Annotated in this window: 21 protein-coding genes and 1 pseudogene; 18 read left to right on the plus strand and 4 right to left on the minus strand. The window is 66.9% G+C overall.

The window, feature by feature from the left end; translation table 11 throughout:
* The first annotated feature begins 15 nt into the window (after positions 1-15).
* The 3 genes from DXK93_RS21290 (at position 16) to upp (ending at position 3610) form a co-directional block, all read left to right on the plus strand.
* The gene (locus DXK93_RS21290; RefSeq protein WP_119451039.1) at positions 16-1173 is read left to right on the plus strand and encodes an ABC transporter substrate-binding protein; all 1158 of its coding nucleotides are present in this window, start codon (positions 16-18) and stop codon (positions 1171-1173) included.
* Between the two features lie 187 nt (positions 1174-1360).
* On the plus strand, positions 1361-2785 hold the full coding sequence (gene dacB / locus DXK93_RS21295; RefSeq protein WP_370127277.1) for a D-alanyl-D-alanine carboxypeptidase/D-alanyl-D-alanine-endopeptidase: 1425 nt from the start codon (positions 1361-1363) through the stop codon (positions 2783-2785).
* A 186-nt stretch (positions 2786-2971) separates the two neighbouring features.
* Positions 2972-3610 carry a uracil phosphoribosyltransferase gene (upp, locus tag DXK93_RS21300; protein ID WP_054451547.1) on the plus strand — a complete coding sequence of 213 codons (639 nt, stop codon included), beginning with the start codon at positions 2972-2974 and terminating at the stop codon, positions 3608-3610.
* 70 nt (positions 3611-3680) lie between these two features.
* Here the strand turns inward: upp and cysG are convergent, their stop codons facing one another.
* Complete coding sequence (cysG, locus tag DXK93_RS21305; RefSeq protein WP_119451041.1) at positions 3681-5096, minus strand: siroheme synthase CysG; 1416 nt, start codon at positions 5094-5096, stop codon at positions 3681-3683.
* Positions 5097-5199: 103 nt separating this feature from the next.
* Complete coding sequence (locus tag DXK93_RS21310) at positions 5200-5811, minus strand: ANTAR domain-containing response regulator (RefSeq protein WP_225588907.1); 612 nt, start codon at positions 5809-5811, stop codon at positions 5200-5202.
* Between the two features lie 367 nt (positions 5812-6178).
* Here DXK93_RS21310 and DXK93_RS21315 point away from each other — a divergent pair, with 367 nt between their 5' ends.
* From DXK93_RS21315 to DXK93_RS21360, 10 genes and pseudogenes are all read left to right on the plus strand, one after another.
* Positions 6179-7480, plus strand: a complete 1302-nt coding sequence (locus DXK93_RS21315; RefSeq protein ID WP_054451544.1) for a CmpA/NrtA family ABC transporter substrate-binding protein — start codon at positions 6179-6181, stop codon at positions 7478-7480.
* Between the two features lie 24 nt (positions 7481-7504).
* Positions 7505-8335 (plus strand): nitrate ABC transporter permease, encoded by an 831-nt coding sequence (gene ntrB, locus DXK93_RS21320; protein WP_119451042.1) that lies wholly within the window; start codon positions 7505-7507, stop codon positions 8333-8335.
* 4 nt (positions 8336-8339) lie between these two features.
* Positions 8340-9215, plus strand: a complete 876-nt coding sequence (locus DXK93_RS21325; RefSeq protein WP_119451043.1) for an ABC transporter ATP-binding protein — start codon at positions 8340-8342, stop codon at positions 9213-9215.
* A gap of 8 nt (positions 9216-9223) precedes the next feature.
* A pseudogene (locus tag DXK93_RS21330) lies at positions 9224-10426 on the plus strand (NAD(P)/FAD-dependent oxidoreductase); the annotation flags it as partial.
* A gap of 21 nt (positions 10427-10447) precedes the next feature.
* Positions 10448-13177, plus strand: a complete 2730-nt coding sequence (locus DXK93_RS21335; protein ID WP_199728320.1) for a nitrate reductase — start codon at positions 10448-10450, stop codon at positions 13175-13177.
* Positions 13178-13305: 128 nt separating this feature from the next.
* Complete coding sequence (locus DXK93_RS21340; RefSeq protein ID WP_082400762.1) at positions 13306-14031, plus strand: hypothetical protein; 726 nt, start codon at positions 13306-13308, stop codon at positions 14029-14031.
* An 83-nt stretch (positions 14032-14114) separates the two neighbouring features.
* Complete coding sequence (locus DXK93_RS21345) at positions 14115-14432, plus strand: YqjD family protein (protein WP_013395739.1); 318 nt, start codon at positions 14115-14117, stop codon at positions 14430-14432.
* A 69-nt stretch (positions 14433-14501) separates the two neighbouring features.
* Complete coding sequence (locus tag DXK93_RS21350; RefSeq protein ID WP_054451540.1) at positions 14502-14918, plus strand: phage holin family protein; 417 nt, start codon at positions 14502-14504, stop codon at positions 14916-14918.
* Between the two features lie 3 nt (positions 14919-14921).
* A complete protein-coding gene (locus DXK93_RS21355) occupies positions 14922-15290 on the plus strand; it encodes a hypothetical protein (RefSeq protein WP_054451539.1) in 369 nt (122 codons plus the stop codon).
* Between the two features lie 172 nt (positions 15291-15462).
* Complete coding sequence (locus DXK93_RS21360) at positions 15463-16476, plus strand: CAAX protease (RefSeq protein WP_233564584.1); 1014 nt, start codon at positions 15463-15465, stop codon at positions 16474-16476.
* 43 nt (positions 16477-16519) lie between these two features.
* On the opposite strand, the gene ubiD is transcribed toward DXK93_RS21360, so the two are convergent.
* Positions 16520-18064, minus strand: coding sequence for a 4-hydroxy-3-polyprenylbenzoate decarboxylase (gene ubiD / locus DXK93_RS21365; RefSeq protein ID WP_119451045.1), 1545 nt, complete (start codon positions 18062-18064; stop codon positions 16520-16522).
* 81 nt (positions 18065-18145) lie between these two features.
* Between ubiD and DXK93_RS21370 the strand changes: the two genes are divergently transcribed.
* On the plus strand, positions 18146-18964 hold the full coding sequence (locus tag DXK93_RS21370; RefSeq protein ID WP_054451537.1) for a lytic transglycosylase domain-containing protein: 819 nt from the start codon (positions 18146-18148) through the stop codon (positions 18962-18964).
* 72 nt (positions 18965-19036) lie between these two features.
* Here the strand turns inward: DXK93_RS21370 and DXK93_RS21375 are convergent, their stop codons facing one another.
* Positions 19037-20197 (minus strand): pyridoxal phosphate-dependent aminotransferase, encoded by a 1161-nt coding sequence (locus DXK93_RS21375; RefSeq protein WP_054451536.1) that lies wholly within the window; start codon positions 20195-20197, stop codon positions 19037-19039.
* Positions 20198-20239: 42 nt separating this feature from the next.
* Between DXK93_RS21375 and DXK93_RS21380 the strand changes: the two genes are divergently transcribed.
* The 4 genes from DXK93_RS21380 (at position 20240) to DXK93_RS21395 (ending at position 25235) form a co-directional block, all read left to right on the plus strand.
* Positions 20240-21127 carry an FAD-binding protein gene (locus DXK93_RS21380; protein ID WP_119451046.1) on the plus strand — a complete coding sequence of 296 codons (888 nt, stop codon included), beginning with the start codon at positions 20240-20242 and terminating at the stop codon, positions 21125-21127.
* Between the two features lie 142 nt (positions 21128-21269).
* Positions 21270-23558 carry an NADP-dependent malic enzyme gene (locus DXK93_RS21385; RefSeq protein ID WP_119451047.1) on the plus strand — a complete coding sequence of 763 codons (2289 nt, stop codon included), beginning with the start codon at positions 21270-21272 and terminating at the stop codon, positions 23556-23558.
* The gene (locus DXK93_RS21390; RefSeq protein WP_082400761.1) at positions 23539-24771 is read left to right on the plus strand and encodes a patatin-like phospholipase family protein; all 1233 of its coding nucleotides are present in this window, start codon (positions 23539-23541) and stop codon (positions 24769-24771) included. The genes DXK93_RS21385 and DXK93_RS21390 overlap by 20 nt, the downstream gene beginning before the upstream one ends.
* A complete protein-coding gene (locus DXK93_RS21395; protein ID WP_054451534.1) occupies positions 24768-25235 on the plus strand; it encodes a barstar family protein in 468 nt (155 codons plus the stop codon). Before DXK93_RS21390 ends, DXK93_RS21395 begins: the two co-directional genes overlap by 4 nt.
* Positions 25236-25237 lie beyond the last annotated feature (2 nt).

A 25237-nucleotide genomic window follows, 5' to 3' on the forward strand; every position in this document is an offset into this window, starting at 1 on the left:
CCAAGGAGACTCCGCATGACCCCTCGTCGTACCCTCATGGCCACCGCGCTGGCCGCCCTGCTGGCAGCGGGCGCCGCGCCCGCGCTGGCCCAGGTGAAAATCGGCGCCACCCTGTCCACCACCGGTCCCCAGGCCTCGCTGGGCATCCCCGAACGCAACACGATCAGCCTGCTGCCCACCGAGATCGGGGGCGTAAAGGTCGAGTACGTGGTGCTGGACGACGCTTCCGACACCACTCGCGCCGTCAGCAATTCCCACAAGCTGATCTCGGAGAACAAGGTGGACCTGATCGTCGGGTCCACCACCACGCCCAACACCATGGCCATGCTGGACACCGTGGCCAGCGGCGCCACGCCGGTGATTACGCTGGCCTCGTCGGCGCGGCTGATCGAGCCGATGGACGACAAGCGCCGCTGGGTGTTCAAGACTCCGCACTCCGATTCGCTGATGGCCGAGGGCATCGCGCGGCATGCGGCGGCCAACGGCGTGAAGAAGCTGGCCTTCATCGGTTTCAACAACGCGCTGGGCGAAACCTTCTGGGTGGAAATCGAGAAGGCGGCCAAGAAGCATGGCATCGAGGTGGTGGGCAAGGAAGCCTTCGCGCCCACCGACACGTCCGCCGTGGCCCAGACCCTGAAGGTGATCGGCGCGGCGCCTGACGCCGTGGTGGTCGGCGCCTCCGGCACGCCCGCCGCGATGCCGGCGCGGGCGCTGCGCGAACGCGGCTACAAGGGCAAGATCTATTTCAACCACGGCGTGGCCAACAACGACTTCCTGCGGGTCTGCGGCGATGCCTGCGAGGGCGCCTGGGTGCCGGTGGGACCGGTGATGGTGGCCGACCTGCTGCCGGATACCAACCCCGTCAAGTCCACCGCCCAGGCCTTCGCCAAGAAGTATGAAGCGGCCAACGGGGCGGGCAGCGTGTCCCTGTTCGCCGCCTATACCTGGGACGTCGGCCTCTTGCTGCAGCAGGCCATCCCGGTGGCACTGAAGACCGCGAAGCCCGGCACGCCCGAATTCAGGGCGGCGCTGCGCGATGCGCTGGAGAACGTCAAGAACCTGCCCACCGCGACCGGCGTGGTCAACATGAGTCCCACCGACCACAACGGGTTGGATGAGCGGGCGCTGGTGATGGCGACCGTGGCTTCCGGCAAGTGGAGACTGCAGAAATAAGGAGGAAGGCCCCGGCGTTGCGCATGCAATATGTATCTGCCGCGTCCTCAAGAGGCCTTTTTTGCTTGTTCGGGGCTGACGGTGGGAGGGCCTCCCACGCCGCAATTCGTCCAGGTTTTGTATGCTCTCGGTTTTGCAGGACGAGCAACCGGGTGGGCGTGGCATGACGGGACAAGCGTATAAGCGTATGGGCGGGCTGAAGCGATGGCTGGCCGGCGGGCTGCTGGCCGCGGTGGCGGGCGCGGCCTGGGCGCAGGTGCCCGGCCTGCCGCCCAACGTGGTGAATGCCTGGAAAGCCAGCAAGCTGCCCGACAGTTCCCTGTCCCTGGTGGTGCAGGAGGTGGGCGGGCCGCGCCTGGTGGCGCTGAACGCCAAGGAGTCGCGCAATCCCGCCTCGGTGATGAAGCTGGTCACGACCTGGGCCGCGTTGTCCGAGCTGGGGCCCAACTACGTCTGGCGCACCGAATTCATGACGGCGCCGGGCGCGCGTCCCGACGCCAAGGGTGTGCTGAGCGGCCCGCTGTACCTGCGGGCTGGCGGCGATCCGCAATTCCTGCTGCAGGACCTGTGGGTGCTGCTGCGCGAACTGCGCCTGCGCGGCGTCAAGCAGATCAATGACCTGGTCATCGACCGCAGCATCTTCGGCCAGGTCGCGACCGACCCGGGCGCCTTCGACGGCGCCCCGGACCGGGCCTACAACGCCAGTCCGGACGCCCTGATGGTGGGTTTTGGCGCGATGCGGCTGCTCTTCACGCCGGACCCCGCCGCCAATAAATGGGTGCCACTGATCGATCCGCCGCTGCCGGGCCTGAAGATCGAGGGCCGCGTCGAATGGAGCGATGCCCGTTGCCCGGGCCCCCCGGTGGTGACGACCGAGCCGGTGATCACCCAGCAGGGCGTGACCATCCGCGTGAACGGCAAGGTGGCCGGCTCCTGCGGCGAATTCAGCCTGTATCGCCTGGCGCTGTCCCAGCCCGAGTACGCCACCGAAGTGTTCCGCATGCTCTGGAAGGAGCTGGGCGGCACGTTCAAGGGTCAGGTCCGTTCCGGCATGGTGCCGCCCGACGCGGTGGTGCTGGCCTCGCATGATTCGCCCACGCTGGCCGAGGCGATCCGCCAGATCAACAAGCGCAGCAACAACGTCATGGCGCGCACCTTGCTGCTGACCTTGGGCGCCGAGCGCGGCCGCCGGCCCGCCACGGTCTCCAGCAGCGAAGCCGTGGCCAAGGGGCTGCTGGCCAGGCAGGGCCTGGACATGCCCGAGCTGGTCATCGACAACGGCGCCGGCCTGTCGCGCGACGCGCGGGTGTCGGCCGACAGCCTGGCGTCGATGCTGACCGTGGCCTGGAACTCGCCGGTCATGCCCGAGTACATTTCATCCTTTGCGATCGCGGGAGTGGACGGCACGGTACGTCGCCGCCTCAAGGGCGACGGCACGGCGGGCATGGCCCACCTGAAGACAGGCTCGCTGCGCGACGTGCGTTCCATCGCGGGCTACGTGCTGGGCGCCAGCGGCAAGCGCTATGTGGTGGTCAGCATCGTCAACCATGAACAGGCGGGCGCCGTGCGGGCCTTCGACGACGCCCTGATCGCCTGGCTCACTGAACAATAAACATGCCTCCGCCTCGCCGGCGAGTATCTTCGGATCATCCTGCGGGCGGTCAATAACAATTCCCTTCCAAACCGATTACGATCCTCAAATGTGGCTCGACGGCTGGGCGATGCAAAGCGCGCCGCGCCGTCATGGTTCCGCCTGAGGCGAATACCCTGTCTATCAATACTCTGGAGAGTTACGCACATGCCCGTGCACGAAATCCGCCATCCGCTGATCCGCCACAAGCTCGGGATCATGCGCCGCGCCGACCTCAGCACCAAGAGCTTCCGTGAGCTGTCCCAGGAAGTGGGCGCGCTGCTCACTTATGAAGCGTCCAAGGACCTGCCGCTGGCGCCGGCCACCGTCGAAGGTTGGTGCGGTTCGGTGCAAGTCGAAAAGATCGCAGGCAAGAAGGTCACCGTGGTGCCCATCCTGCGCGCCGGCATCGGCATGCTGGACGGCGTGCTCAGCCTGATTCCGGGCGCCAAGGTCAGCGTGGTGGGCGTGGCCCGCAATGAAGAAACGCTGGAAGCGCATACCTACCTGGAACGCCTGGTGGGCGAACTGGACCAGCGCCTGGCGCTGATCGTCGACCCGATGCTGGCCACCGGCGGTTCGATGGTCGCCGCGATTGACCTGCTCAAGCGCGCGGGCTGCAAGGAAATCCGCGCCCTGGTGCTGGTCGCCGCGCCCGTGGGCATCGATACCGTGCTGGCCAAGCACCCCGACGTGCACATCTACACCGCGTCCATCGACGACGGCCTGAATGAACACGGCTACATCATGCCTGGCCTGGGCGACGCCGGCGACCGCATCTTCGGCACCACGCAGAAGACGGAATAGCGGCCGGGGTACGGCCACGAACAAAAACGCCAGCCCGCAGGCTGGCGTTTTGCATTGGGCCCCCGGCCCCTCAGGCTGCCAGACGCTCCAGGCGTCCGTCCAGGTGCTGGCCGAACCACTGCAATTGCGAAGCCAATCCCGCCACTTCGCCCACGATCAAGAGCGCGGGTGAGCGGATCGCGTGTTCGGCGGCCAGGGCCGGCAGCTGTTCCAGCGTGCCCGAAAGCACGCGTTGCTCGGGCCGGCTGCCGTTCTCGATCAGCGCGAACGGCGTGTCGGGAGAACGGCCGTGGGCCAGCAGGCGGCCAGTCAGCAGATCCAGTTGCCCCACGCCCATGTAGAAAGCCAGGGTTTGCTTTTCACGGGCCAGGGCAGGCCAGTCCAGGTTGTCCTCGTCTTCGCGGCAATGCGCGGTGACCAGGCGGACGGACTGGGCGTGTTCCCGGTGCGTCAGCGGGATGCCGGCATAGGCCGCACAGGCCAGCGCGGCGGTGATGCCGGGCACCACTTCATAACGCACGCCGTGCGCGCGCAGGTATTCCAGTTCCTCTCCGCCCCGGCCGAAGATGAAGGCGTCGCCGCCCTTGAGCCGCACCACGCGGCGGCCGGCGCGCGCGTGCTCGACCATCAGCCTGTGGATGCGGGCCTGGGTGGCGTTATGGTCTTCGCCGGGCAGCTTGCCGACCGATACGCGCTCGGCGTCGCGGCGCGCCAGCGACATGACGTCGGCGCTGACCAGACGGTCGTGCAGGATGACGTCGGCCTCGTTCAGCGCGCGCAATGCCTTCAGCGTCAGCAGGCCGGGGTCGCCGGGGCCGGCGCCCACCAGCACTACGCTGCCGGCGTCGGGCGTTCGCGGCGCCGCCAAGGCCCCCGCCAACGCGGCTTCGGCCTGGGCCGGCTGCTGCTGGCGCAGGAAGCCGGCCACCGGGCCGTCCAGCAGCCAGTCGTAGAAGCGGCGGCGCGCGCCCAGGTCGGGATGGCTGGCGCGGATGCGCTTGCGGTAGCTGGCGGCCAGTCCGGCCAACTGGCCCAGGGTATGGTCGAACAGCGATTCGATGCGTTCCCGGATGCGCCGCGCCAGCACCGGCGCCACGCCGGACGAGGAAATGGCGACGATCACGGGCGAGCGGTCGACGATGGAGGGCACCTGGAAGGACGACAGCTCAGGATCGTCCACCACGTTGCTGAAGATGCGCCGGGCGCCGGCAGCCTCCGAGACGGCGGCGTTGGTCTCGCGGTCGTCGGTGGCGGCGACCGCCAGCCAGACTTCGTCGAGCCAGGCGGGATCGAATCGGCCGGACAAATGGCGGATGCGGCCTTCGGCGGCCAGCGCGGCCAGGGTGGGCGTCAGTTCCGGCGCTCCCACCAGCACGTCGGCGGAGGCTTCCAGCAGGGACAGCGTCTTGCGTTCGGCGACGGCGCCGCCGCCCACCACCAGGACCAGCCTGTCTTTCAAATCGGCAAAAATCGGGAAAAGCTTCATGAATGCCAGCCTCGGGCGTACCCGGCATAGTGTCGTTGGATCATAGGAAGGGGGCTTCATCCCCACAACTTTTGATTTCTTTGTTCCATATAACCAAAGCTTATTAAGTGGCCTTGCCCAGCCACGCGCTCATTTCCACGACCTCCCGCGCGACTTCGCCCAGCCGCTTCTGGCTTTGCATGGCGCGCTGGCGCAACAGGCCGTGGGCCTCATCTTCGGAAATCGCCCGCGCCTTCATCAGGATGCCCTTGGCCTTTTCCACCCATTGGCGGTCGGCCAGGCGCAATTGCGCTTCGCGCAGTTCTTCGCGCCGCGACTTCTCCATGGCGAAGCGCTCGATCGCCACAGTCAGCAGCGGCTCGATGCGTCCGGCAGGCACGTCGCCGACCACGTAGGCCGCGACGCCTGCGCGCAAGGCGCTGCGTATGGTTTCGCGATTGCCGTTGTCGGTGAACATCACGACCGGGCGGTCGCTGTGTTCGCTGGCCACGCATACGTTCTCCAGCGTGTCGCGGCCGGGGGCGTCGCTGTCTATCAACACCACATCGGGTGCAGCTTGGGCGATGGCGGCGGCCAGATCCATGTCCGGCGCCATTTCGGCCACGACATGTACGCCCGCTGCGGCCAGCGTTTGCCGCAGCGACGCCGCGCGTCCCTCGCCATCGTTGAGCAGCATGACCTTGAGCATGAGATTCCCCCTGATGCTTTCAGTCATGCAAGTTCCATGCCATCGTGTTGCGCCGCGCGGGCCGCCAGTCGCGCACAGCCGCGGAGCGCACTCCGCACGCGGATGGTGCACTGCCGCAACCGGAGGTGCACCAAGTTGGGTCGCACCCTGTTTTCCGTCAACACGGAGTGCGCGCCGATTGGCGAGGCAGCGTCAGCGGGGGCGCGGGCTGGCGGCCTTTCAGGCCATGTTTTTTTCTTTCTGGCACAGCGTTTGCTTCAGTGAAAGCGGGCGGCCAACGAAGGTTGCCCGACGCAACGCGCCGCGACCTGCGGCAAGGGACAACGACGTTCCGCAGCGCCACCGGATGGGAATCCGGGGCGCGCGGGACGTTTTTTTTTGCCAGGAGCCATGCATGACGCCATCGACCCGTAGCCCCTCCACAGAAGCCGCCGCGGCCGGGGATCTCAGCGCCAACGCCGCACGCCGTAAATGGCTTTGCGGCACGGCGCGCGCGGTGGCCGGCGCCAGCCTGCTGTCGCTGGTCGATCCGCTGGTGCGTGCCGGCGCCTGGGCCGCCGGCACCGACGCGCCCGAGAAGACCGAGGTCAAGATCGGCTTCATTCCGCTGACCGACTGCGCCTCGGTCGTGATGGCTTCGGTGCTGGGCCTGGACAAGAAGCACGGCGTGACGATCACGCCGTCCAAGGAAGCGTCCTGGGCCGCCGTGCGCGACAAGCTCATGAACGGCGAGCTGGACATGGCCCACGTGCTGTACGGCCTGGTCTACGGCGTGCACCTGGGCATAGGCGGGCCGAAGAAGGACATGGCCGTGCTGATGAGCCTGAACCAGAACGGCCAGGCCATCACGCTGTCGAACAAGCTGCTGGCGGCGGGTGTGCGCGACGGCGAATCGCTGGCCAAGCTGATGGCGTCCGACAAGCGCGAGTACACGTTTGCGCAGACCTTTCCCACCGGCACGCACGCGATGTGGCTTTACTACTGGCTGGCGACCTACGGCATCCATCCCATGAAGGACGCCAAGGTCATCACCGTGCCGCCGCCGCAGATGGTCGCCAACATGCGCGTGGGCAACATGGACGGCTACTGCGTGGGCGAACCCTGGGGGGCGCGCGCCATCCTGGACAAGATCGGCTACACCGCCGTCACTTCGCAGGGCATCTGGACCGACCATCCCGAAAAGGTGCTGGGCACGAGCGCGGACTTCGTGTCGCGCCACCCGAACACCGCGCGCGCAGTCACGGCCGCCATCCTGGAGGCCAGCAAATGGATCGACGCCTCGCCCGCCAACCGCCAGAAAACCGCGGAGACCATCGCGGCCAAGTCCTATGTCAACACGGACGCGAGCGGCATCGTCGATCGCATGCTGGGCCGCTATGACGATGGGCTGGGGAAAAGCTGGACGGACGAGCACGCCATGCGCTTCTACGCCGACGGCGCCGCCAATTTCCCGTACCTGAGCGACGGCATGTGGTTCCTGACGCAGCACAAGCGCTGGGGGTTGCTGAAGGAGCATCCCGATTATCTGGCGATGGCGAAACAGATCAACCGGATAGACCTCTACAAGCAGGCCGCGCAGGCCGCTGGCGCGGCGTTGCCGGCCAGCGAGATGCGCAGTTCGAAACTCATCGACGGCGTGGTCTGGGACGGCAGCAACCCTGCCGCCTACGCCGACGGATTCAAGGTCAAGGCCTGAGCGCCGATACGAAAGGGGCATGCAATGTCTGACGCAACGAGTATGAGCCGCGGCGATGAACTCCTCGCCCTCTGGCGCGAGCGCCTGGAATCCGCGTTGCGGGCCGTGGTGGGGCCCGTGGCGGGCTTCGCACTGTTTGTGCTGGTGTGGCAGGTGGTGGCGATGCGGATACCGGAGATTCCCACGCCAGGCGTGACCTGGCGCGCCGCCGTCGAGCTGTTTTCCGATCCGTTCTACGACAACGGCCCCAATGACAAGGGCATAGGCTGGAACCTGCTGGCATCGTTGCAGCGCGTGGCGGTGGGCTTCGGCCTGGCCGCGCTGGTCGGCATCCCCGCGGGTTTTGCCATCGGCCGCTATGCGGCGGTGCGGGCAATGTTTTCGCCCATCGTCAGCCTGCTGCGGCCGGTGTCGCCGCTGGCCTGGCTGCCTCTGGGGCTGCTGCTGTTCAAGGCGGCCAACCCGGCCGCCATCTGGGCCATCTTCATCTGTTCGATCTGGCCGATGATCATCAACACCGCGGTCGGCGTGGCGCGCGTGCCGCAGGATTACCTGAACGTGGCGCGGGTGCTGAACCTGTCCGAATGGAAGGTGACCACCAAGGTGCTGCTGCCCGCCGTGCTGCCCTACATGCTGACCGGCGTGCGCCTGTCGATCGGCACCGCGTGGCTGGTGATCGTGGCGGCGGAAATGTTGACCGGCGGCACGGGTATCGGCTTCTGGCTTTGGGACGAATGGAACAACCTGAAGGTGGAGCACATCGTCATCGCCATTTTCGTGATCGGCATCGTCGGGCTGCTGCTGGAACCCCTGCTGGTCGCCCTGGCCCGCCGCTACACCTATACCGAGGAATAGCGCCATGAAGAAATACGTACGCATCGAGCGCGTGGGCCAGACGTTCAACACCCGCAAGGGCGCTTTCGTGGCACTGCGCGACATCGACCTGACCGTGGAGCAGGGCGAGTTCATTACGCTGATCGGCCATTCCGGTTGCGGCAAATCGACCTTGCTCAATCTCATCGCCGGCCTGACCCGCCCCACCAGCGGCGTGCTGCTGTGCGCGGAGCGCGAGATCACGGGCCCCGGCCCGGACCGCGCCGTGGTGTTCCAGAACCATTCGCTGCTGCCCTGGCTGAGCTGCTTCCAGAACGTGTACCTGGCGGTGGAGCGGGTGTTCGGCGGCCAGGAGAAGCGCCCGCAGCTGGTCGAGCGCACACGCGCGGCGCTGGATCTGGTGGGCCTGCTGCCAGCGCAGAACAAGCTGCCGCGCGAGATTTCCGGCGGCATGAAGCAGCGCGTCGGCATCGCGCGTGCGCTGGCGATCGAACCGGGCGTGCTGCTGATGGACGAGCCCTTTGGCGCGCTCGACGCGCTGACCCGTGCGCACCTGCAGGACGAATTGCTGAAGATCGTCGCCAAGACGCACACCACCACCGTCATGGTCACGCACGACGTCGACGAAGCCGTACTGTTGTCCGACCGTATCGTGATGCTGACCAACGGCCCGGCCGCGACCATCGGCGAAATCCTGCCCGTGCCTTTGTCCCGTCCGCGCGACCGCGTACGGCTGGCCAATGACGCGGCCTATCTGGCGTGCCGGGCCGCGGTGGTCGACTTCCTGCATCGCCGCCATGGCAATCCCGAGCGCTCGCAGGCGGCGCTCCAGGCCAACGCGGCGCTGGATGCGGACCTGCAGCCGCTGGCCGAGGCCGGGGCGTCGCGCGCCGCCGCGTAGGGACCGCCATGGATGCGAAGCAGAAGCTGGTGGTGGTCGGCAACGGCATGGCGGGCATACGCACGCTGGAAGAGCTGCTGAAGCTGACGCCCGACCTGTACGAGATCACGGTATTCGGCGCCGAGCCGCATCCCAACTACAACCGCATCCTGCTGTCGCCGGTGCTGACCGGCGAACAGAGCTTGCGGGATATCGTGCTCAACGATGAGGACTGGTACGTCCGCCACGGCATCCGCCTGTTGTTGAACCGCAAGGTCGTGGGCGTCAACCGCGCCCGTCGTACCGTGCTGGCGGACGATGGGTCAGAGACGCCCTATGACCGGCTGTTGCTGGCCACGGGCTCGAATCCGTTCATTCTGCCGGTGCCCGGTAGTGATCTGGACGGCGTCGTCGCCTTTCGCGATATTGGCGACGTGAACCGGATGATAGAGGCGTCCTCGCGCTACCGGCACGCAGTGGTGATAGGAGGCGGCCTGCTGGGCCTGGAGGCCGCCAACGGCCTGGCCGCGCGCGGCATGGACGTGGCCGTGGTGCATCTGGGGGAAGCGCTGCTGGACAGGCAGCTGGACGGCGGCGCCGCGGCCATGCTGCGCCGCGGCCTGGAGGCGCGCGGCCTGAAGTTCCTGCTGGGGCGCCAGACCCGCGAGATCCTGGGCGGGGCCGACGGGCGGGTGCGTGCGCTGCGCTTCGCGGACGGCGCAGAAATTCCGGCGGACCTGGTGGTGATGGCGGTGGGCGTCAGACCCAACACGGAACTGGCCGAACGTTGCGGGCTGCATGTGAACCGCGGCGTGGTGGTCAGCGACACCTTGCAGACCTATGACCCGCGCATTTACGCGGTGGGTGAGTGCGTGAGCCATCGCGGCACCGCCTATGGGTTGGTCGCGCCGTTGTATGAGCAGGCGAAGGTGGCGGCCAACCATCTGGCGCTGCACGGCATTGGCCGCTACGAAGGCAGCGTGACGTCGACCCGGCTCAAGGTCACCGGCATCGACCTGTTTTCCGCCGGCGATTTCGCCGGAGGGCAACAGACCGAGTCGATCACGCTGGCCGATACGCCCGGCGGCGTCTACAAGAAACTGGTGATCCGCGACGACAAGCTGGTGGGCGCCTGCCTGTACGGCGACACGGCGGATAGCGCCTGGTATGTGCGCTTGATCCGCGAGGGCCGGCGCATCGGCGCATTGCGCGAGCGGCTCATGCACGGCGAAGGCGCGGCGGAGGAATAAGGGATGGACGCGCCCATGATTCGCCGGATCCATATCGCGGACGCAGCGCCGCAAGGCGTGCGCGAAGTGGCGTCGGTATGCTGCTATTGCGGCACCGGCTGCGGCGTGCGGGTGCAAGCGCGCGATGGCGCGGTGCTGCGCGTGCGCGGCGACGAGCAGCATCCCGCCAACCATGGCCGGCTCTGCAGCAAGGGCCTGGCGCTGGCGGACACGGTGCGGCGCGATGGCGCGCGTGTGCTGTCGGCGCAATGGCGCGAGACGCGTGCCCACCCCCGGCGCGCCATCGCGCTGGACCAGGCGCTGGATATCGCCGCGGCCAGGCTGGCCGACGCCATCGCGCAGCATGGCCCGGACGCGGTGGGCTTCTACCTGTCGGGGCAGTTGCTGACCGAGGATTACGCGGTCTTCAACAAGCTGGCTCGCGCGCTGGCCGGCACCAACAACATCGACACCAATTCGCGCCTGTGCATGTCCAGCGCGGTCTCGGGCTACAAGCGCACGCTCGGCGCGGATGCGCCACCGGCCTGCTACGAGGACCTGGACCTGGCGGACACGGTGCTGATCGCCGGCTCCAACATGGCCTATGCGCATCCCGTGCTGTTCCGGCGGCTGGAGGCCGCGCGGGCGCGGCGTCCTGGCATCAAGGTGATCGTCGCGGATCCGCGGCGCACCGATACCGCGGCCTTCGCCGATCTGCACCTGCAGCTGGCGCCGGGTACGGATGTGGCCTTGTTCCACGCCATGCTCAATGTCATGGAGCAGGAGGGGTTGCTGGACCACGGCTACATCCAGCGGCATACGGAAGGCTTCGAGCCTTTGATGGCGCGCGCGCGGCGGTACACGCCGCAAGCGGCGCAAGAGATCTGCGGCGTGCCGGCGGAGGACATCGTCCAGGCGGCGCGCTGGTTCGGCGCGGCCGGCGCGGCGCTGTCGCTCTACACCATGGGCTTGAACCAGTCGACCAGCGGCACCGACAAGAACGCCGCCCTGATACATCTGCATCTGGCGACCGGGCAGATCGGCAAGCCGGGGGCGGGGCCGTTTTCGCTGACGGGGCAGCCCAACGCGATGGGCGGGCGCGAGGCGGGCGGCATGGCCACGCTGCTGCCGGGCCACCGCGATCCCGCGTCGGCGGCCGACCGTGAGGCGACGGCCGCACTGTGGGGCGTGGACGCCTTGCCGCAGGCGCCGGGCGTCACCGCGCTGGAGATGTTCGACGCGGCGCTGGATGGGCGCATCAAGGTGCTGTGGATCGCGGCCACCAACCCGGCGCAGTCCCTGCCGGACCAGGCCCGGGTGCGCGCGGCGCTGGAGCGCGCCGACTTCGTCATCGTGCAGGAGGCGTATGCAGGCACCGAGACCCTGGCCTACGCCGACCTGGTGCTGCCCGCCGCGACCTGGCCCGAGAAGTCCGGCACCGTGACCAATTCGGAACGGCGCATCAGCCGGGTGCACGCCGCGATCGATCCGCCTGGCGACGCGCTGCCGGACTGGCGGCTGGCACAGGAGGTCGCGCTGCGCCTGGCCGCCCGCATAGCCCCGCCCAAGGCGGCGCTATTCGCCTACCGGGACGAAAGCGAGGTCTTTGCCGAGCATGCCCGCACGACCGCGGGCCGGGACCTGGATTACAGCGGGCTGGATTACGCGGCGCTGCATGCGCACGGACCGCAGCAATGGCCGTATCGGCAAGGGCAGGGTACTGCGCGCCTGTATGCCGATGGCATGTTCCCCACCGCCAGCGGACGCGCCCGTTTCTGCGATGTGGATTACCGCCCAGTCGCCGAAGCCGCTACGCAGGAATATCCGCTGCGGCTCACCACCGGCCGCTTGCGCGACCACTGGCACACCATGGCGCGCACATCCCTGGCCCGCGCGCTGACGCAGCATGTCGAGGAACCCTGGGTGTCCATGCATCCCGAGGACATGCGCCGGCTCAAGCTCGAAGCCGGCGCGCTGGCCAGGCTGGCATCGCGCCGGGGTAGTGTGGTGCTACCCGTGCAGGAAGACGACTCGCTGGCAGAGGGACTGGTGTTCCTGCCCATGCATTGGGGCAGCGCCTACATGGCGGGACATGGGGTCAACGCGCTGACCAATCCGGCTGCCGATCCCCTGTCGCGCCAGCCGGAACTCAAGCACAGCGCCGTGTCCGCCGAACCGGCCGGCCTGGCGTGGCAGGCCGCAGGCTGGCTGCAGGGCGACAGCGTCGTGTTGCGCGCGCGGCTGGAGCCCTGGCTGCGGCGCTTCGACTACGCGGTCGTGCTGCCGGCGGGCGCAGGTGGCGTGCGGATGCGTCTGGCAGCCCCCGCCGCGCCGTCGGCAGAGGTCCTGGATGCGATGGCGGATGCGCTGGACCTGCGCCTGCCCGACGTGGCTTTCGACGATCCCGCGCGCGGCCAGATGCGCAGGGTGAAGGTGGAGCAAGGCGCCTTGCGCGGCTTTCTGCTGGCAGGCGATCTGCGGGCGCAGGATGCGCTGTTGTCCTGGGCCGGCGGCGGCGATGCGCCGGCCAGCGTGGCGGCGCTGCTGACCGGACGGATTGCGGGCGCGGTCCGCTCGCGCACGGTCTGCGTCTGCAATGGCGTGAGCGAGGCCGCGATCCTTGCCGGCATCGCCCGGGGCTGCGATCTGGCGGCCTTGAAGACTGCGCTGGGCTGCGGCACCGGCTGCGGTTCCTGCGTGCCGGAGATCCAGGCCCTGATCGGCCGCGCCGCGCGCGCCGCCGCACCAGCGTAGCCGCCGCCAGCTTGGCTGCGGCCGACACGTTCCGACACGCGCCGCGTCTCGCAACCGGTGTAGTATCAAGCCAGCCATGCGCCAGGCGCGGGCGGTTTTTATCCGGATTCATGGAGTGGCTTGTGACGATGCGAAAAATGGCATCCCTGGTTTTTACGGTGGGCGCGCTGGGCGCGGCCGCTGCGGCGCAGGCCGGCGTGTGCGATGCGCAGTTCATGCATGACGGTGGCGCGGTGCAACTGACCGGCAGCGGCAATCTGGCGCTGGGCGCCGACCTTACTTTCGCCGAAGTTACAAAAAGCAATGGCGACAACTGCCGCGCGCGCGTGCAGGGCGTGGCCACGTTCAGCTATGCGGGCCTGCCCCCGGGCAAGTCCAAGCTGGATTACCTGATGACGGTCAAGGGCGGCCAGGCCACCTTCCTGCGCTATGCCTCCGCGGGCGAAGCGCCCAAGCCTTCCGAAGGCCAGTTCGACCTGCGCATGCTGGGTCTCTTCGCCTATGACGGCAAACTCAGCGCCGGCCAGAAATTGCCCGGCTCGTCGTTCCGCCTGAAGATCGGCAAGGAGGCGCCCGTCGGCGGCCAGCCCAGCACCACGGTGCGCATCGGCGAGAAAACCGTGGGGCAGAAGACTTCGGTGAGCACCGCGTTGGGCGCGCAGTCCTGCCATCCGATTACCTACACCCGCAATTCGGATCCCACCATGGCCACGTTCCAGGGCCTGACCATTCCCATCCCCGGCATGAACACCACCGTGACGGACTGGTACTGTCCGGCGATCAATCTGGTGATGAAGCAGGACATCGATCAGGGCGGCGTCAAATCCGCCGTTGAGATTACGCAAATCAAGTAGCACACCGTAGCAAGCGCGCCGTGTCTCCCGCATGGCGGCTGGTATGATGGTTCCGTCATTGACACACAACAGGAGCTCAAATAATGGCCACGAGAAAATCCGAAGAAGTCGCAAAAGAAAAACTCATCGACAGTGTCAAGTCCAGCCTGAATGACGCCGAAAGCCTGCTGCGCGAAGCTGCCAGCAGCACGGGCGACAAGGCCAACGAATTGCGCGACCGTGCGCTGACGTCCCTGAAGCGCACGCGTGAAGCCCTGTACGAAGCGCAGGACGCCGTGCTGGAACGCGGCCGCAAGGCTGCCCGCGCGACCGACGACTACGTGCACGACAATCCCTGGCAAGCCATCGGCATCGCAGGCGTGACCGGCCTGCTGCTCGGCTTGCTGATCAGCCGCCGCTGATAGGGCAGGACATCCGGGCGGGCGGCGCGGGCGCAAGGCCGCGCTTCCCGCCCGGCGTCCTTCTCAGCCATGGGTCTACGAAAATCTGTTTTCGGCGTTGCCTCCAGCGTGGTCGGGCTGTTGCGCACGCGCCTGGAATTGCTGGCGCTGGAAGCAGCGGACGAAAAGGCGCGCCTGCTCAAGCTCTTGGGCATGGCGTTTGCTGCGCTGCTGTTCCTGACGCTGGCGGTACTGGTCTTCACCGTCACGGTCGCGGTGGCGTTCTGGCCCACTGAAGACCGCTATCTGGCCCTGGGCCTGTTGGCGGGTTTCTACGGTCTGGTTGGCGTGGCCTTGCTGGTGGCGGTGCGCCGCGGGCTGGTCTACGGCGCGCCGCCGTTCGCGGCCACGCTCGAAGAGCTTGGGCGCGACGCCGAATTGCTGGATCGGGTGCGCGACGCGCAGGACGACGACGAAGCGCAGGCGCGCCGGCGCGAGGAGGGCTGAAGCATGATGAAAAGGTCTCCCACCGTCGACCGCGCCGTGCGCATCGAACTGCTGCGCGCCCGCGCCGCCATCGAACGCGAATCGCTGGCGCAGAGCATCGCGTCCACCGGACGCAAGCTGGAACCGGCCGCGCTCCTCAAGGGGCTGCTGCCGGGTCTGGCTTCCGGAGGCGCATCGCGCTGGGCCTTGCAGGCAATCAGCCTGGCGCGTCGCTATCCCATCGTCAGTTCATCGCTGTCCGCCATGATCATGCGCGGCGGCAAGCGCTCCAAGCTTCTGAAGATCGCCGGCGGCGCCTTTGTCGGCTGGCAATTGTTCAAGGCCTGGCAGAACTCGCGCCGTGATGATGATCTGGACGCTGGCAAGCGCTGAGGCTGCGGCTTCGCCCAACAAAAAAACCCGCCATTGTTTTTGGCGGGTTTTTTTATGCTGGGGCTGGCGCAACGTTCTGCTTGCCGATTCGGGCCAGCCAGAAAGCAAAAGCCCCGGCTCCAGGCCGGGGTGGGTATCAGGTCTTACATGATGGGTCGTAGGCTTGCGCCCATTGGAAGCCATCACCAACCTTACGAAGATTGTATGTATTTCCATCGGCCACCGTCAACGGCGACGGCCTGACCCTTCTTCCAGGTTCGGCGATATGCCCCATACATTGCAGTACCGTCCACTGCTGATCGATACGCTCATCACCAACGAACGCATCGGCAGCTATCAGAGCGTATTCCAGCCGGCGAATGACATGGAGCTGGTGGGGGCGTATCTATGGAATGCGCATGCCTGCGGTGCCCTGTACCCCCTGATGGGCGCGGTAGAGGTCACCCTGCGCAACGCCATCGACCAGGCGCTGGTGGCCGACCTGGGACGATTCTGGTGGGCGGGCGGCAAACTACGCTATCGCTCCTTCGCAGCGGGCGTGGACGCGCCGCACGCGGTGCAGGCCGTGCGCGAGAACTTCGCCAAGGCGACCCGCAACCATGTTGCCGAGCAGCGCCGTCGCCATGCCGTGCGCGGCAACGTGACGCCGCAGCACCATGGCATCATCGCCAAGACGGAATTCTCGACCTGGGAGTTTCTGCTGGACGGGGAGTTCTTGGGGCGCGGACTGATCTGGCCCAGGCATTTGTCCGCCGTGTTTCGTGGAAAATGGCCGCTACGCCAGGCTGGCGCGATGCTTGCTCATGTGCACGATCTGGTCGCCACGCTGCGCGACTTCCGCAATCGCCTGTTTCACCATGAGCCGGCTTGGAAGCGCTACGGCGTGCTGACCGAGACGGATGCCGTGCAGCACTTGGAGGAAAAGGCGGCAAAGGCAGAAAGTCTGCTGGAACTGATCCACCCGGAAAACCTGCGGCTATTGCAGGCCAATGGCCTATTGCGGAATGCGCGACGGGCTTGCTCGTCGGCTGAAATCAGACGCTTTCAGCATCTGGCGCAGACGCATCGGGTCAATTCGTTGGCCGTGCTGACGGGATTGGTTGCGCGCAGTGCGCAGGAGAACAGTGCCTTGGTCGCCCGGCTGGATCCAGGGCAGGATCAGCATTTTCTGATCCTGCCCCGCTGAAATCCAGGTTGCATATCGGAGGGGCGCTGCGCCCGCCCGCTGTTTACAGCCCCAGCTGCCCCCACATCTCATCCACCCGCTTCTTGACGTCCGCATCCATGGTGATGGGGGTGCCCCATTCCCGATTGGTCTCGCCGGGCCATTTGTTGGTGGCGTCCATGCCCATCTTGCCACCCAGGCCGGAGACCGGCGAGGCGAAGTCCAGGTAGTCGATGGGCGTGTTTTCCACCAGCAAGGTGTCGCGCACCGGGTCCATGCGGGTGGTCATCGCCCAGACCACTTCCTTCCAGTCGCGCGGATTGATGTCCTCGTCCACCACCACGATGAACTTGGTGTACATGAACTGGCGCAGGATGCTCCACAGGCCGAACATGACGCGCTTGGCGTGGCCGGCATACTGCTTGCGGATCGACACCACTGCCAGGCGGTAGCTGCAGCCTTCCGGCGGCAGGTAGAAGTCCACGATCTCGGGCAACTGGCGGCGCAGCAGCGGCACGAAGACCTCGTTGAGCGCCACGCCCAGCACGGCGGGCTCGTCGGGCGGCTTGCCGGTGTAGGTGGAGTGGTAGATGGGATTGCGCCGCATCGTGATCCGCTCCACCGTGAAGACGGGGAACCAGTCCTGCTCGTTGTAGTAGCCGGTGTGGTCGCCGTAGGGACCTTCCAGCGCCATTTCGTAATCGGTGTTCGGCGGCGGGTTGACGCCTTCGGGCACGACGGGTGCGATGGCGCGCGGGTCGGATGACGGCAGCAGGTGGCCTTCCAGCACGATCTCGGCCCAGGCCGGCACGGACAGGTCGCTGCCCAGCGCCTTGGCAACCTCGGTGCGGGATCCGCGCAAGAGGCCGGCGAACTGATATTCGGACAGGCTGTCGGGCACCGGCGTGACCGCGCCCAGCGTGGTGGCGGGGTCGGCGCCCAGGGCCACGGCGATGGGGAAGGGCGTGCCGGGATGCGCCAGGGCGTGGTCGCGGAAATCCAGCGCGCCGCCGCGGTGCGACAGCCAGCGCATGATCAGCTTGTTGGGGCCCAGCAATTGCTGCCGGTAGATGCCCAGGTTCTGGCGGCGGGCGTTGGGGCCGCGCGTGATCACCAGGCCCCAGGTCAACAGCGGAGCCACGTCGCCGGGCCAGCAGGTCTGGATCGGCAGGCGGTTCAGGTCGACGTCCTTGCCTTCCCAGACGATTTCCTGGCAGGCGGGGCTTTTGACGTTCTTGGGGCTCATGTCCCACAGCGTGGACTTCAGCATCGAGACCTTGGCCAACGCATCGCGCAGGCCCTTGGGCGCTTCGGGTTCGCGCAGCGAAGCGAGCAGTTCGCCGATGTCGCGCAGGGCGCTGACGTCGTCGGCGCCCATGCCGCGGGCGACGCGGGCCGGGGTGCCGAACAGGTTGGCCAGCACCGGCATCTGCGCCGTCTGGCCATTGTGCTGTGCGTTTTCGAACAGCAGGGCAGGGCCTTCCGCACGCAGGACGCGGTCGGATATTTCAGTCATTTCCAGCCGGGTGGACACCGGCGCAGCGATGCGTCTGAGCTCGCCCATGCGTTCAAGTTGGGCGATGAAGTCTCTAAGGTCGCGGTATTTCACTACAGATCCCAGCTATTTGGTTACATATTGGGTAGACAGAGAGGTTAACATTGACTCCCTCTTTTTAACGCAGGAGGTTTTATGCCCGATGCGTCAGTGGCCAGCCTGTTCCGAAGCCTGGCCCAAGGAGTGCACCAATATCTTGCCGAGTCCCTGCGCATTTGCTCCGTTTATCTGGGCATTGCGGTCATTGTGACGGTAAGCATGGGATTCGCCCTGCCTGGTTTGCGCGACCAGGCATTGCAAGTGCACAAAGCCTTGTTGACCGCCCTAGCGCCTACATCCATGCAAACCGGCACCGAATCCGAAGCCGGTTCCGAACTGGGTTCCGACATGTCGTCGGCAATTGCCATGGCCGTTCCTTCTGCTCCCGCCAGCAATGCCACCGGCATGCTGGGGCCCGCCCGTGTCGCGCCTGCGGCGCCCAAGCCCGTTGCGATGAGCGCCACTGGCCCGCAGGCAGAAGCCTTGCGCAACTATATTTCGCGCAAGTACAAGGTCGCGTATGACGCCACCGGCCCGCTGCTGAACACCGTGTACAAGGTAAGCCGCGAAAAGAAGCTGGACCCGCTGCTGGTGCTGGCCGTGATCGCCATCGAGTCCCGCTACAACCCGCTGGCCGAAAGCCACGTGGGCGCCCAGGGACTGATGCAGGTGATGACCAGCGTGCACCAGGACAAATTCGACGCGGTCGGCAAGACCGCGCTGGACCCGGCCGCAAATATCGGGGTCGGAGCCACGATCCTGCGCGATTGCATCAATCGCCGCGGCTCGGTCGATGGCGGCCTGGCATGCTACGTCGGCGCCACCGGACCGGACGACAACGGCTACGGCGCCAAGGTGCAGGCGGAACGCCGCCGCCTGGCGCTGGCCTCCGGGATCGCGCTGGCGCGCGACTGATTCCCGTCCTGGCCTGAATGCAAAGCGCGTCCCTAGGGACGCGCTTTGTTTTTCGCGGTTTGGCTGTCGAACTCAACCCTGCAGCAGCCGGCCGATGCGGGCGACGGCCTCTTCCAGACGGTCCAGGCCCGTGGCATAGGAAAAGCGCATGGTGTGCTTGCCGTGGGCCGGACCGAAGTCCAGGCCCGGCACCGCGGCCACGCCGGCCTCCAGCAGCAGGCGCTGCGAGAATGCGGCGCTATCCATGCCCAGGTTGGCGATGTCGGCATAAATATAGAAGGCGCCGTCGGGCTTCACCGGCACCTGGATCCCCATGCGCTCGAATTCCGGCAGCAGGTAGTCGCGGCGCTGCTTGAAGGCCTCGCGGCGGTGCTCGAAGGTCTTCATTGCTCCTGGCTGGAAGCAGGCCAGCGCGGCATGCTGGGCCAGCGTGGGCGCGCAGATCGCCAGGCTGGCGGCGATTTTCTCCACCGGCGCCACCATGTCCTCGGGCACGATCATCCAGCCCAGGCGCCAGCCCGTCATGTGGAAGTACTTTGAGAAGCTGTTGATGACGATGACGTCGTCGTCCAGCGTCAGGGCCGAGCGCGGCTGGCCTTCATAGGACAGTCCCAGGTAGATTTCATCGACGATGGCGAAGCCGTCGCGGGCGCGGACCTGCGCCAGCAGCTCGGCCAGCTCGCCATGGTCGATGGAGGTGCCGGTAGGGTTGCTGGGCGAGGCGACCAGCACGCCCTGGGTGGCGGGCGTCCAGTGGCTGGCCACGTCCTGCGCCGACAGCTGGAAGCGCTTGGCCGCCGTGCTGGGGATCAGGCGCGGCACGCCGCCCGCCGCCAGCACGAAATTGCTGTTTGCGGGGTAGGACGGATCCGGCATCAGCACTTCTCCGCCCTGGTTGACGAGCGCCGCGCAGGCCAGCGTCAGGGCGCCGGAGGCGCCCGCGGTGACGATCACGCGAGCCGGGTTGATCCTGGCGCCGAACTGCTCGTGGTAGAACTGGGCGATGGCCTCGCGCAGCGGCGTCAGGCCGGCCGAGGGGCTGTAGCCGCTGAGGCCGGCGCGCGCCGCGCGCTCCAGCGCTTCCACGACCTGGGGGGGCGCGGTAAAGTCCGGTTCGCCGATGCCCAGGCTGATAATGTCCTTGCCGGCCGCCTGCAGCGCTTGCGCCTGCTTGAATAGTTCCATTACCTGGAAGGTCAGGAAGTCATTGGTGCGATGGGCAAGGCGGGGCATCGGATTCTCGAAGGCGTTTGTAGCGAAAAAGGAATTGTAGTCATGCAGCCATCCCGGCGCGCTTTCCTCCTGGGCCGTCGTCCGGCCCGCAGCCCGTGGTCGGCCTTCATGGAGCGGTTGAGCCTGCTCTGTCAGGGATCTGTCCGAGATTCGGGCGAGGCGGGAGAGGGCGGCCCGCGGGGCCTGCTGACGCCCGCGCGCGACGCGGATGTGGCGCACGCGCGCACGCTGTGCGCCGAGTACCGCGTGACGCTGGCGCTGGCGGGCGCCGAAGGGCCTTTCGAGACCGTCCATGGTCCGCTCCTCACGGTGGACCCGTCCGCCATGACCGGCCTGGTGCGCCTGTCCGGCGAAACCGGGCGCTGGCGCGCGCAGCCGGGCACGCCGCTGGCGATGTTGGCGCAGGCCGGGCTGCGCCAGTTCGCCGGCCTGCCCGGGGGCTTGACGCTGGCTGCATGGCTGGCGGCCAAGGCCCACTGGCCCGCCGGGCGCTGCGCCGACTCCGGCGTGGTGGCGCTGGACGTGATGCTGGCTGACGGCATAGAGGAAACGTTGGGGCCGTTCGGCGAGTCGGACGTCCAGCCCTTGCGTTCCGCCACCGTGCAGCGCCTGGTGCCGGCGCTGTTCCAGCTGGCGTCTGGGGGGGACGCCTTCGCCACCCGGGACGGCGAGCATTGGCTGGGCCGCTACCGGCTGGACGCGCTCAAGCCGGAACCGCCCGCCACCGTCAACCTGGCGCATCTGCTGCTGGGGCATGGCGGCACGCTGGCCTGGGTGCAGTCGGTGACACTGGCAGACGCCGGGCCGGCGCCGCACGCTCCTGCCTGCCCGAACGAGCCGCCGGGGCTGGCTACCACCCGCCTGGACTCTCGGGTGAAGGCCCTGTTCGACCCCGATGGACGTTTTCTTTCATTCCACATCGCGGAATAGCGACAATTTGTAAGCCGGCGCTAACATGGGACGAGCCCGCTTATCCAAGGGGCAGGCGGGCATTGCCGAGGTATCGCGGCGCCCGCCATCGGAATAGAATTCCCCCCTTTCGTGTCACACACTCTAGCCAGTAGCCGCCCCTATGGATGCCAATCTCCGCAAAGCCGCCCTTGAATATCATGAGCTTGGACGCCCCGGCAAAATCTCGGTCACGCCGACCAAGCAGCTCACCAACCAGCGGGACCTGGCCCTGGCGTACTCGCCTGGCGTGGCGGCGGCCTGCGAAGAAATCGTGGCCGATCCGGCCAATGTGTACCGCTACACGGCGCGCGGCAACCTGGTGGGCGTGATCACCAACGGCACCGCGGTGCTGGGCCTGGGCAACATCGGCGCATTGGCTTCCAAGCCGGTGATGGAAGGCAAGGCGGTGCTGTTCAAGAAGTTCGCCGGCCTGGACGTCTTCGATATCGAAATCAATGAGACCGACCCGGACAAGCTGGTCGAGATCATCGCGGGCCTGGAAGCCACCTTCGGCGGTATCAACCTCGAAGACATCAAGGCCCCGGAGTGCTTCACCGTCGAGCGCAAGCTGCGCGAGCGCATGAAGATCCCCGTCTTCCACGACGACCAGCACGGCACCGCGATCTGTGTGTCCGCCGCCTTCATCAACGGCCTGAAGGTCGTGGGCAAGGACATCAAGCAGGTGAAGGTGGTGACCTCGGGCGCAGGCGCCGCCGCGCTGGCCTGCCTGGACCTGATGGTGGACCTGGGCCTGCCGCTGGAAAACATCTGGGTCACCGACATCGAAGGCGTGGTCTACGAAGGCCGCACGGCGCTGATGGATCCGGACAAGGCGCGCTTCGCGCAAAAGACCGACGCCCGCAAGCTGGCCGAAGTGACCCAGGGCGCCGACGTGTTCCTGGGCCTGTCGGCGGGCGGCGTGCTCAAGCCGGAAATGGTCGCGGCCATGGGTCCGCGCCCGCTGATCCTGGCGCTGGCCAATCCCACGCCCGAGATCCTGCCGGAACTGGCGCAATCGGTGCGCGACGACGTGGTCATGGCGACCGGCCGTTCGGACTATCCGAACCAGGTCAACAACGTGCTGTGCTTCCCGTACATTTTCCGCGGCGCGCTGGATGTGGGCGCCACCACCATCACCCGTGAAATGGAAAAGGCGGCGGTGTACGCCATCGCCGAGCTGGCGGAAGAAGAACAGAACGAAGTCGTGGCCGCGGCCTACGGCACCTTCGATATTTCGTTCGGCCCTGAATACCTGATCCCCAAGCCTTTCGATCCGCGCCTGATCGTGCGCATTGCGCCGGCGGTGGCCAAGGCCGCGATGGAAGGCGGCGTGGCCACGCGTCCGCTGGCGGACCTGGAAGCCTACGAAGAGCAGCTGCAGCAGTTCGTGTACCACTCGGGCGCCTTCATGAAGCCGCTGTTCTCGGCGTCCAAGCGGATCGTGCGCGAGGGCGGCCCAGCGCGCATCGTGTTCGCTGAAGGCGAAGACGAGCGCGTGCTGCGCGCGGTGCAGGTGATCGTCGATGAAGGCCTGGCCCGTCCCATCCTGGTGGGCCGTCCGTCGGTACTGCTGACCCGCATCGAAAAGCTGGGCCTGCGGTTGCGCCTCGGAGAAGACGTCGAAGTCACCAATCCCGAATACGATGAACGCTTCCACCAGTACTGGACCACGTACTGGGAGCTGATGTGCCGCCGCGGCATCACCAAGGAAATGGCGCGTGTGGAAATGCGCCGCCGCATGACCTTGATCGGCGCCATGATGGTGCGCCTGGGCGACGCCGACGGCATGGTCTGCGGGTCGGTCGGCGCCTACCATGATCACCTGCGCTTCGTGGACGAGGTCATCGGCCGCCGTCCCGGCCACAACGTGTATGCCGCCATGAACATCCTGCTGCTCAACGAGCGCACGGTGGTGCTGGTGGACACGCACGTCAACGATGAACCTTCGGCCGAGCAGATCGCCGAATTCACCATCGCCGCCGCCAACGAGATGCGCCGCATGTACCTGGCGCCCAAGGTCGCGCTGCTGTCGCGCTCGAACTTCGGTTCGGGCAGTTCGGCCTCGGGCGCGAAGATGCGCCGCGCGCTGGAACTGGTGCGCCAGGCCGCGCCGGAACTCGAGATCGACGGTGAAATGCATGGCGACTGCGCGCTGGACGAAGCGCTGCGCATGCGCATCCTGCCGTCGTCCACGCTCAAGGGTCAGGCCAATCTGCTGGTGTGCCCGAACGTGGACTCGGGCAACATCGCCTACAACCTGTTGAAGACCGCCGCAGGCAGCAACGTTGCGGTGGGTCCGTTCCTGCTGGGCGCCAACGCACCGGTGCACATCCTGACCTCCAGCTCCACCGTGCGCCGCATCGTCAACATGACCGCGATGACGGTGGTCGATGTCAATACGCCGCGTTGACGTGACGCCACCCGGTCCGGCGTGCCCGCGCACGCCGACCGGCCTGGTCCTGACCGGAGGCGGCGCTCGCGCCGCCTATCAGGTGGGCGTGCTCAGCGCCATCATGGAATTGCTGGATCCGGACTGGCATTCGCGTTTCCAGAATCCCTTTCACATCATCTGCGGCACGTCCGCCGGCGCCATCAATGCCGCCGCGCTGGCCTGCCGCGCCGACCGGCCCCATCTGGGCGTGCGCCGCATCCGCCGGCTGTGGTCTTCCCTGAATACCGACATGATCTACCGGGCCGACGCGCCCGGCCTGATCCGTACCGGCGTGCGCTGGCTGGGCCTGCTGTCGCTGGGGTGGATGTACTCGGGCCTGACGCGCAAGCGGCCCCATTCGCTGCTGGACAACAGTCCCATGCAGGCTCTGCTGGAGCGGGTGCTGGACTTCCAGCATCTGCGCACCAACCTGGAAACCGGCGCGCTGTCGGCGTTGGCGATCACGGCCTCGGGCTACACCAGCGGCGAGCACCTGACCTTCTACCAGGCGCACACGCCCATCGAGCCCTGGCACCGCTATCTGCGCCTGGCGTTGCCCACGCCCATCGGCATCGACCACCTGATGGCTTCGTCCGCCATCCCCTTCGTCTTTCCGGCCCGGCAGGTGCAGGTGCACGGCAAGGGGGAGTGGTGCGGCGACGGTTCGATGCGCCAGCTCGCGCCCATCAGTCCGGCCATTCACCTGGGCGCGCATCGCGTGCTGGTGATCGGCACGGGTTTCCGCGACGAAACCCACCCGGAAAACCGCGAAGACTCGCCGCCTTACCCGTCGCTGGCCCAGGTCGGCGGGCATGCGCTGGCCAGCATCTTCCTGGACGGCCTGTCGGCCGACGTCGAGCGCCTGGAGCGCATCAACTTCCTGATGGATCAGTCCGGCCCGGAAGGCGCGCAGCACGGGCATGCGCGCCGCATCGAGGTCCTGACGATCACGCCCAGCCAGTCGCTGGACGTCATGGCGCTGGAACATTTGCAGGATATGCCGGCCCAGGCCCGTGCTCTTTTCCGCGTACTCGGTGTATCGTCCGATCCAGACCGTCCCGGCGGCGGTTCGCTGATGTCCTACCTCTTATTTGAATCCAGCTACACCAAGCGATTGATTGAACTGGGTTATGCCGATACGATGCAGCGTAACGACGAAGTGATCGCCTTTTTCAAGGGGGCTCAGGCATGACGCGCAATGGCCAATCTACTCTGCAGCGGCAACTGATGCGCGGCGGTGCGCTGGCCCATGACGGGCTGGACAAGAAGGCCGTGGTGGACGCCGCCCATGAGCTTGGCCTGGCCCTGTTCGTCGCCAATTGCGATCCTGCCCGCAGCCGTTCCGCGGTGCTGCGCGCCATCGTCAAGGCAGTGGATTTCCCCGAATACTTCGGCGGCAACCTGGACGCCCTCTACGACTGCCTGTGCGATACCGTGCTGGACCACAAGACCGGCGTGGTGCTGTGGCTGTACAAGCTGCATTCGGGCGATCCGGCACTGGAAGAAGACTCGGGCCGCATCGAAACCGTCTGCTCCGACGCGGCCGATTTCGCCCGCGAAAACGGCCGCGTTTTTTCGTATGTCATCGAACACGCCGGACGCCATCCGGACCCCGAGCCCGGGGTAGCGGCAGCGCCCTACGGCGAAGACCACTGACC

Source organism: Achromobacter sp. K91, from assembly GCF_003576205.1.
Taxonomy (GTDB): Bacteria; Pseudomonadota; Gammaproteobacteria; order Burkholderiales; family Burkholderiaceae_B; genus Achromobacter; species Achromobacter aegrifaciens.